The sequence below is a fragment of the Methanomicrobium sp. genome (assembly GCF_055145805.1).
On the sequence record NZ_JBSREC010000039.1, the window covers coordinates 1 to 6,803 of the forward strand.

Annotated in this window: 17 protein-coding genes; 14 read left to right on the forward strand and 3 right to left on the reverse strand. The window is 39.7% G+C overall.

Annotated elements, in window-relative coordinates; genetic code table 11:
• The coding region (locus tag ACTB1O_RS03165; protein ID WP_462993705.1) for an STAS-like domain-containing protein at positions 1-177 on the reverse strand (177 nt) is incomplete at its 3' end.
• A gap of 7 nt (positions 178-184) precedes the next feature.
• The gene (locus tag ACTB1O_RS03170; RefSeq protein WP_462993690.1) at positions 185-1,063 is read right to left on the reverse strand and encodes an ATP-binding protein; all 879 of its coding nucleotides are present in this window, start codon (positions 1,061-1,063) and stop codon (positions 185-187) included.
• Positions 1,064-1,282: 219 nt separating this feature from the next.
• Here ACTB1O_RS03170 and ACTB1O_RS03175 point away from each other — a divergent pair, with 219 nt between their 5' ends.
• Complete coding sequence (locus ACTB1O_RS03175; protein ID WP_462993706.1) at positions 1,283-1,486, forward strand: KTSC domain-containing protein; 204 nt, start codon at positions 1,283-1,285, stop codon at positions 1,484-1,486.
• Positions 1,487-1,814: 328 nt separating this feature from the next.
• Here the strand turns inward: ACTB1O_RS03175 and ACTB1O_RS03180 are convergent, their stop codons facing one another.
• A complete protein-coding gene (locus ACTB1O_RS03180) occupies positions 1,815-2,060 on the reverse strand; it encodes a hypothetical protein (RefSeq protein WP_462993691.1) in 246 nt (81 codons plus the stop codon).
• A 140-nt stretch (positions 2,061-2,200) separates the two neighbouring features.
• Between ACTB1O_RS03180 and ACTB1O_RS03185 the strand changes: the two genes are divergently transcribed.
• From ACTB1O_RS03185 to ACTB1O_RS03245, 13 genes are all read left to right on the forward strand, one after another.
• Positions 2,201-2,362 (forward strand): hypothetical protein, encoded by a 162-nt coding sequence (locus ACTB1O_RS03185; protein WP_462993692.1) that lies wholly within the window; start codon positions 2,201-2,203, stop codon positions 2,360-2,362.
• On the forward strand, positions 2,355-2,666 hold the full coding sequence (locus ACTB1O_RS03190) for a hypothetical protein (RefSeq protein WP_462993693.1): 312 nt from the start codon (positions 2,355-2,357) through the stop codon (positions 2,664-2,666). Before ACTB1O_RS03185 ends, ACTB1O_RS03190 begins: the two co-directional genes overlap by 8 nt.
• A gap of 15 nt (positions 2,667-2,681) precedes the next feature.
• Positions 2,682-3,236 (forward strand): HNH endonuclease, encoded by a 555-nt coding sequence (locus tag ACTB1O_RS03195; RefSeq protein ID WP_462993694.1) that lies wholly within the window; start codon positions 2,682-2,684, stop codon positions 3,234-3,236.
• Positions 3,233-3,499 (forward strand): hypothetical protein, encoded by a 267-nt coding sequence (locus tag ACTB1O_RS03200; RefSeq protein ID WP_462993695.1) that lies wholly within the window; start codon positions 3,233-3,235, stop codon positions 3,497-3,499. The genes ACTB1O_RS03195 and ACTB1O_RS03200 overlap by 4 nt, the downstream gene beginning before the upstream one ends.
• Entirely contained in the window at positions 3,499-4,011 is a 513-nt protein-coding gene (locus tag ACTB1O_RS03205) for a hypothetical protein (protein WP_462993696.1), read from the forward strand. Before ACTB1O_RS03200 ends, ACTB1O_RS03205 begins: the two co-directional genes overlap by 1 nt.
• Entirely contained in the window at positions 4,004-4,204 is a 201-nt protein-coding gene (locus ACTB1O_RS03210; RefSeq protein WP_462993697.1) for a hypothetical protein, read from the forward strand. The genes ACTB1O_RS03205 and ACTB1O_RS03210 overlap by 8 nt, the downstream gene beginning before the upstream one ends.
• Positions 4,204-4,533: a hypothetical protein gene (locus ACTB1O_RS03215; RefSeq protein ID WP_462993698.1), complete on the forward strand. Its 330-nt coding sequence runs from the start codon at positions 4,204-4,206 to the stop codon at positions 4,531-4,533. Before ACTB1O_RS03210 ends, ACTB1O_RS03215 begins: the two co-directional genes overlap by 1 nt.
• Positions 4,530-4,991 (forward strand): hypothetical protein, encoded by a 462-nt coding sequence (locus ACTB1O_RS03220; RefSeq protein WP_462993699.1) that lies wholly within the window; start codon positions 4,530-4,532, stop codon positions 4,989-4,991. The genes ACTB1O_RS03215 and ACTB1O_RS03220 overlap by 4 nt, the downstream gene beginning before the upstream one ends.
• Positions 4,988-5,134: a hypothetical protein gene (locus ACTB1O_RS03225; protein WP_462993700.1), complete on the forward strand. Its 147-nt coding sequence runs from the start codon at positions 4,988-4,990 to the stop codon at positions 5,132-5,134. Before ACTB1O_RS03220 ends, ACTB1O_RS03225 begins: the two co-directional genes overlap by 4 nt.
• Positions 5,131-5,922, forward strand: coding sequence for a recombinase RecT (locus ACTB1O_RS03230; protein ID WP_462993701.1), 792 nt, complete (start codon positions 5,131-5,133; stop codon positions 5,920-5,922). The genes ACTB1O_RS03225 and ACTB1O_RS03230 overlap by 4 nt, the downstream gene beginning before the upstream one ends.
• Entirely contained in the window at positions 5,922-6,140 is a 219-nt protein-coding gene (locus ACTB1O_RS03235) for a helix-turn-helix domain-containing protein (protein ID WP_462993702.1), read from the forward strand. Before ACTB1O_RS03230 ends, ACTB1O_RS03235 begins: the two co-directional genes overlap by 1 nt.
• A 6-nt stretch (positions 6,141-6,146) precedes the next feature.
• Positions 6,147-6,362: a hypothetical protein gene (locus ACTB1O_RS03240; RefSeq protein ID WP_462993703.1), complete on the forward strand. Its 216-nt coding sequence runs from the start codon at positions 6,147-6,149 to the stop codon at positions 6,360-6,362.
• 63 nt (positions 6,363-6,425) lie between these two features.
• Positions 6,426-6,803, forward strand: a 378-nt coding sequence (locus ACTB1O_RS03245; RefSeq protein ID WP_462993704.1) for a hypothetical protein, incomplete at its 3' end; no start/stop codon positions are given.

Below are 6,803 nucleotides of genomic sequence, written 5' to 3' on the forward strand. Positions count from 1 at the left end.
TAATAGTTTGCCAACTGCCCCATTGAAAAAAGGAGAGGCATAAATACGCACGCCAGTGAAATCAAGATCTACATCTTGATCATTATCGAGAATTGGGAGAAGCAGTTTGTAGACCGTTTCACCATCCTCAAGGGTTATACAATTTTCCCCTATTATATCTTTAATATTAATAGTCATATTCTCATCAGAAATATGGTTGATCTATAGGCTCTCCTTCAATAAGATAATACTTCTCATCGCACTTCAACTTTATGTTGACTGCGGTACCATAAAAATAAAAGTCTTCAATTTTATAATTAATTGAATTTGATGCTATATGGACATGTTCATTATTACTATAGATATCCATTCTCCCATGGTTCTTTTGAATAAATTCTTTAAGCAAATCAAGACCAATACCCCTTGGTTGTTCTCTTTTTTTTGTTGAAAAGCCATCGCGAAAAGCCATCTCTAACCGATAATCTTCATCAAAAGACTCGCCCGTTTCTTCAAAGTAGTTATTTAATGACTGAGGAATACCAATTCCAAAATCAATAATTGTCAGTACCAATTTTTTTTGATTTGGAAAACGCTGTCCACATGTGAAAACTCCAATATCAGAAAAACTATGCTCAAAAGCATTCACATAAAGTTCAAGAACAGTGCTTATAATGTCTTCTGCTAATTTATTGCTAGTATGAATCCATCCTTTACCGATCCATTTGTTTTCTAAGTATTTTCCAATGTTGTTAATATCTTGTTGGAAATATTGTTTCAAAGGAACAGAATTTCCTTTCCATGGTTTATGGTTTCCATTAATTTCATTTAAAAAACCATTTTGAGCGAGATTTGTTCCTACTTTAGGGTCTAATGTACTTTCATCAACCGATACACTGCCACCATTTTTTCGTATGTGTGATGCTATACCTGCAAGAAAAGCAACGCCATTTTGTTGTATAAAAGGGCATTCCGAAAAATCAAATGTGAGGTCTTCTGACTGATTGTATTTATCCCAAATGTCAAATAATAATTTAAAGCCAGAACTTCCGTCGTGGATTTTGGGTATTTTAAGGATATCAGGCATATTCACTTTAAATTTATGATATTATGGTAACTCATAGTTAATAATACTGCATTTTTTTCAAATTGCACTTAGTTTTAATCTGATTCGGGGTGTTTTAGATAGATATATTCCAACAATGATAGGCTTTGATGATAGAAAATAATAAAGTATATTAATCCTATGTAGGGTCTATAGAAATTTTGAGAAATCAAAATTGATGGAGGCCTAAAAATGGTAGAAATGTATGGTGTGAGTTCTTCAAATATTGATTCAATTGGTTATGATGATCAAAAAAGCCAATTGTATATTCAGTTCAACAGTGGAGGACTGTATGTTTATGATGGTGTACCACAACACATCTACACTAATTTAATGAATGCGTCTTCGCATGGAACATATCATGCTCAATTTATTAAGAATAGTTATCCATATAGGAGAATCTAAGCATTTAATATTTTGAAAAATAAGGCTTAATTTCTCAGTTTTACTTTCAGACCGCGTGGTTTTGAGATTATTAGTAATGACTATTATCAAGATATGGGGGTTTTGCCTTTGTCCCACAGCAAGACATTATGCTTACAAAGTGCGGATGTATCCCGGTTCACAAACAAAGGCAAGCAGAAAGATGATTTGGTCACAGGGGAGAATGAACCCTTCTTGGCACGGGGTAACAGGAAAGCACGAAAAAGTATTGATTATGATAATCCATTTGTCCGTGCGCTATTCTCAAAAGAAGTAATAGGCCGGATAAAAGAGATTTTGGAAGAGTAGCTTATTTTAAAAGCTTCTTAATCTCTTCTTTTATCTCATCCTTTTTCAGCAGTTCTAAGAACTGATATGTTATAGTATCTACATTCATTTCGCGGCGTGCAAGGTCTTGATTAATGATTGTTGAAAGATATTCACTTATAGATTCAAAGGGAGCTTCTTCTCCTTCTGTAAGCGACTTTACTTTTTCATAAGTTTCCTTGCTAACCCTACATGAAAGTAAATTTTTTTTGCTGTAAATTGCCGCCATTTCCTACATTTCCTGTATGTAAACATGGTGTAAGGAGGAATATATAACGATATGCTTAAATAAAATCTGGATTTATTTATGTATGTAAGTTTGATGTAAATTTACATACAAACTGAATATGAATTATAAGGCGATGAAAAATGAACGCAAACTTCAATTTGTACATCTGTGGAGCCGATTTCAAGGCTTTTGAACGGTTCCGTGAGATATACGGACGGCAGACCAGTAAGAAAATCATGGGTCTGATAGCATCACATCTGGACGAAGAAGAGCAGCAACCAGAGAGGTCTAAAGATGAATGAAAAGGATAAGGCCTGCCCTTGTGAATCCGCCAAGATTAACACTCATGGAACAGGCAAATACAATTCTAAACCGAAAGATAATGAAATTATTGATACTGATGAATTGCAAAAAACAGCAAGAACGGTTTTAATAAACGCTCATACCTGCCCTAATTGCGGTTTCATTGCAATATTCCAAGATACCGGGAAAAAATTACCTGATCATAGGTGTCCTTTTTGCACAAATGAAAATGAAGAATGGATTCTCAACAAGATAGAGCAGGAGCCACAAAAGCCGATCATAGTTGCAAAGGGGGCGGTATAACTGGCACAAGACAAAATGCCTTATCTTTCAGATATGGTAGCCTCTCAAAAGTTCATATCCGGAGAATGGTACCTCATCCCTTCTGAAGGCCGTATTTTTAACCGCTTTCATCAGGAAGTTGTCGGGAAAACAGTAAACGGATACACCCTGATAGGTACGAAATTCAACGGTCATTCAGTAGGCATCATGAAACATCGGGCAATCTGGATCGGTGCTCATGGAGGGGTAATCCCTGACGACAGGTTACAGGTTGATCACATCAACGGGGATAAACTGGATAACAGGATTGAAAATCTCAGACTTGTTACAGCCTCGGAGAATTGCCGGAATCCTAATACTATCTGGAAACTTCGGGGAGAGAACAACCACAATGCAAAGATAACCGCTTCTCAAGCTGAAGAAATCCGCCGGAGATATGAACAGACCCGGAACCTTCCAAAAGGAGCGGGTAGATTATCACAACGCCGGTTAGCTCATGAATATGGAATAAGTCAGCAGCAGATAAGTAAAATTTTGAAGGGTGAAGCTTTTCAGGAACCGGAACAGGTACCGGCAGGGGTGATCGCGTGACTTACATCTGTGAAAAATGCGGGATGGCCTTTGAACTGTATGATCCTGATAATGCAATTCAGACAGTCCGGGATTTTTTAGCTTGTCCATATTGCGGGATGAGCGAACCGAATTTAAGCGCTATGAGGTGTGAAAGTTGGGATGAATATTGCACTTTAGAGGCAGCTATCAAGAATCGTAATAAGAACAGAGGAATTATTGAAGAAGTCCGGAATAAACGCCTTCAGGAATCCACAGAGACGGAAAATAAGGGGGCTGCCTGATGTTTAGCATAGCTGAGATAGAGCAGGCAATAGAGAGCCAGGAACCCGCACTGCCTTATGATTATGCTTTATGGTGTGGAGATGTCTCCCGAAAACTAAAGGAAATGGCTGATATTTATGAAAAGAAGGCTTTAAGGGAGATTGACCGGATTGTCAGGGACAAGATAGAAAGTCAGCATTATGAAATTGTGTTCCCGGTCGAACAGAAGCAGACCGTAAACCTTGAAAAACTCAAAGAGGAGCAGCCGGAGATATACGGTAAAATTGTTCATCTAAAAGCAACCGATGCGGTTAAGCTGATAGGTGAAAGCAAAGTTTACAAAATGGCTGCAAAGTCTAAAAATTATAATCCTGAAATGGACGTTATCACCCTTGCAGATCTGAAAAAGGCATTAGGGAAACAGACAGCCGATTATGTAAAAATTGTTTACAATCCGAAAGGCCGAAGGATTGTTCCTATTGGGACATACCACGACCCGCGTGAACTCCCGGAGGGGTGCAACCTTGATTAAACATATTTTTGAAGATGTATCGAGGTATCCCGATACTATCACAATTGCAGGCAGCACGAAAAGAGCCGGTTATACAGTCCGTGTTAATGCTGATGATCCTGAGATGAGCCGGAAGAGGATAGGAGTTATGGCGGAGCTTGCAAGAGAGGCAACCCGGCAAACATTAGGAGCTAAAACACAGGGGGCGGAGTGATGGAACTTAAGTGGTCTATAGGTACCAGGTACCTATACGGTTTTTTTGATATGGGACAGAAGACCCTATCAAAAACTACATTGTTTTTTTCATCGGTACCTTCTCAAAAAAACAATGAATATTTGTTAAATTCTGAAATATCAAAAGGATTTACACCTTTTAATATTTTCAATATCAAAATGGATTGTACTTGTTTTGTTGCATCTCCCGATATAAAAAACATCGGAACACGTTATCAGCAGAATTTCATAGGGGGGTCCCCTTCCTTTCAAAAAAGATCGCTAAAGGTACCTGGTACCTCTTACTATTCATCGGAGGTGACCAGATGAGTCTCACTCAATATAAATTCCGAATAGAAGAGGATCAGCTGTTCGCTCTGAAAGAATTAATTCCACCTGGTAAATTATCTCCATTGTTCAGGGAGTTTGCATTATCATTGATACTGGATGCACCCATGCCTGAAGGGCTTTCTTCAGAATCTTCTGAATTAATCCTAAAAGTAAAGTCAGAAATTAAAGTTAAACGGAAGGAGCAGGAAAGACAGAACTTCATTAAATCCGAGTTATTCAAATTCCTTTCAGAAAAGAGAATTCCGATAATTTACGCCCGGAATGGTGAACATAAGGCAAAAGCAGCATGTTTTGAATTTATACCGACATTCAGAGAAAAAGGCTATTTATTGCCTGATTGCTTCGTTAAACCGCTGATTAATGAATATTTAAGGTGGATCGTTGCGTCCGGGGAAGTTGTAGAACAATATCTTGAAGCTCAGGAGGGGACGGCATGAGCTTAAAGGAATTTTTAAAAGAATGGTGGATGCTGAGAAATTCAGCCGTTAAAGTGGGTTTTGTGGTCGGCTTTCTCTTTGCTTCCTTTTCCTACTTTGTTGCAATATTCACGGTCATTCTTTTTGAGGCGGTGATAAGATGAGCGATTTAGCGCCGATGGAATACACCCCACACCAGAAAGAGATAATGCTTGATACTGTCGCGAAGGGGTGCAAGCCGGAACAGTTCATGCTCATGATGGAGCTTGCAAATAAGTATAAGCTTGATCCATTCGCTCGGCAAATATGGGCTACTCCAATGGGGATTATCATAGGCCGGGACGGGTTTTTAAAACTTGCACACGATAGCGGCAACTTTGACGGGATGGAAACTACATTTGAGGAGAGAGACGGGAAGCTCTATTCAGCAACTACAACAGTCTGGCATAAAAAAATGAGCCACCCTATCAAATTCACCGCTTATCTTTCTGAGTTCTACAAAGAGCAGCTGCCCGGAAAGCAACCGGGTGCCTGGCAAAAAATGCCTTATGTTATGTTACAGAAGTGCTCTGAAAGTCACGCATTAAGGCGAACATTTTGTATAACAGGCCTTTATGATGAAGCTGAACTGTCAGAGAATCCCGAAGAAGTACCGGAAAACCCGCCGGTTATGGAATATGTTGATGCAGATTTCAAAGTGAATGAAGAACCGGAGAGTATAGCAAGCGAACCCGAACCAGTACCGGAGACTGAGGAGCAGCCGGAACAGAAGACCGGTTTCTGTTCCTGTGGTTGTGATTCAATGCCCGATGAGTTAAGAGGGAAATTCAATCAGGCCTTTAACGATAATTTTGGAAAGCAATTACCGCCGGATATATGCGAAAAATGTGCCCGTGACTGGTGGTCTCAGCTGATGGAAGAGAAGAAGAAAAAGGATTTAGGGGGTGCCTGATGGGAACTCCTGAAACACCGGCTGAACTTTCAGATCGTAACTGGATTATAGAACAGAAAAGAGCAGGCCTGCATAATCCGGATATTGCTAAAAAGTTAGGCGTTAGTGTATCCACCGTTCAGAATGCTTGCAGGCGGCATAAAATAAAAATGCCTCTGGTTATTGTAAATAATCCGGAACTAAAGGCCTTTCTTCCGCGGGAAGATACCGGGGAGTGATGAACCTTGAAAACCCTAAGAAAGTATAAAGCCCGCTGCACATTGTGCGGAGGGAAGGGGAGGCATTACGAAAGGGAGTGCCCGGCCTGTCACGGTACCGGGGTGTGTGAACTCATCACTGAATCAGATCCTGTTCTTACTGAAATATTCCAGCTGCCGGGATACGGGGAAGCAAGAGGTAAAAGGATAATCTGGGAACGCCCCATGAAAAAGAACCTTTAACCCTATTTTTTAATGTCGTGGAACCTGCCATTTTTCTCCTGTTTTCTCCCTATTTTCTCCTATATGACAGGAGAAAAAGAGGAGAATTCTCCCGGAGAAAAGGAGAAATCCGAGGAGAAAACGGGAAGAATAGCCCATTGTCTCAATTGTACTAACGAATGGATACCCCGTGATCAGGGAAATAAGAAGAGGAAATGCCCTGTTTGCGGTAAATATCGCGTTATCTGGAAAGATGAACTTGTGGAAAATACGCCTGATTCTTCGATTTCTCCCGGAGAAAATACAGGAGAAAAAGGAGAAAAAGAGGAGAATTCTCCTAAAGAAAAAGAGAAATTACAGGAGAAAACAGAGGAGAAATTAGAAGAAACTGAAATTGATGAAATTCTCCCGAATTCTCCTGATGATTCCGAGGAGAAAAACGAGGAGGAGAAATTAAAGGAA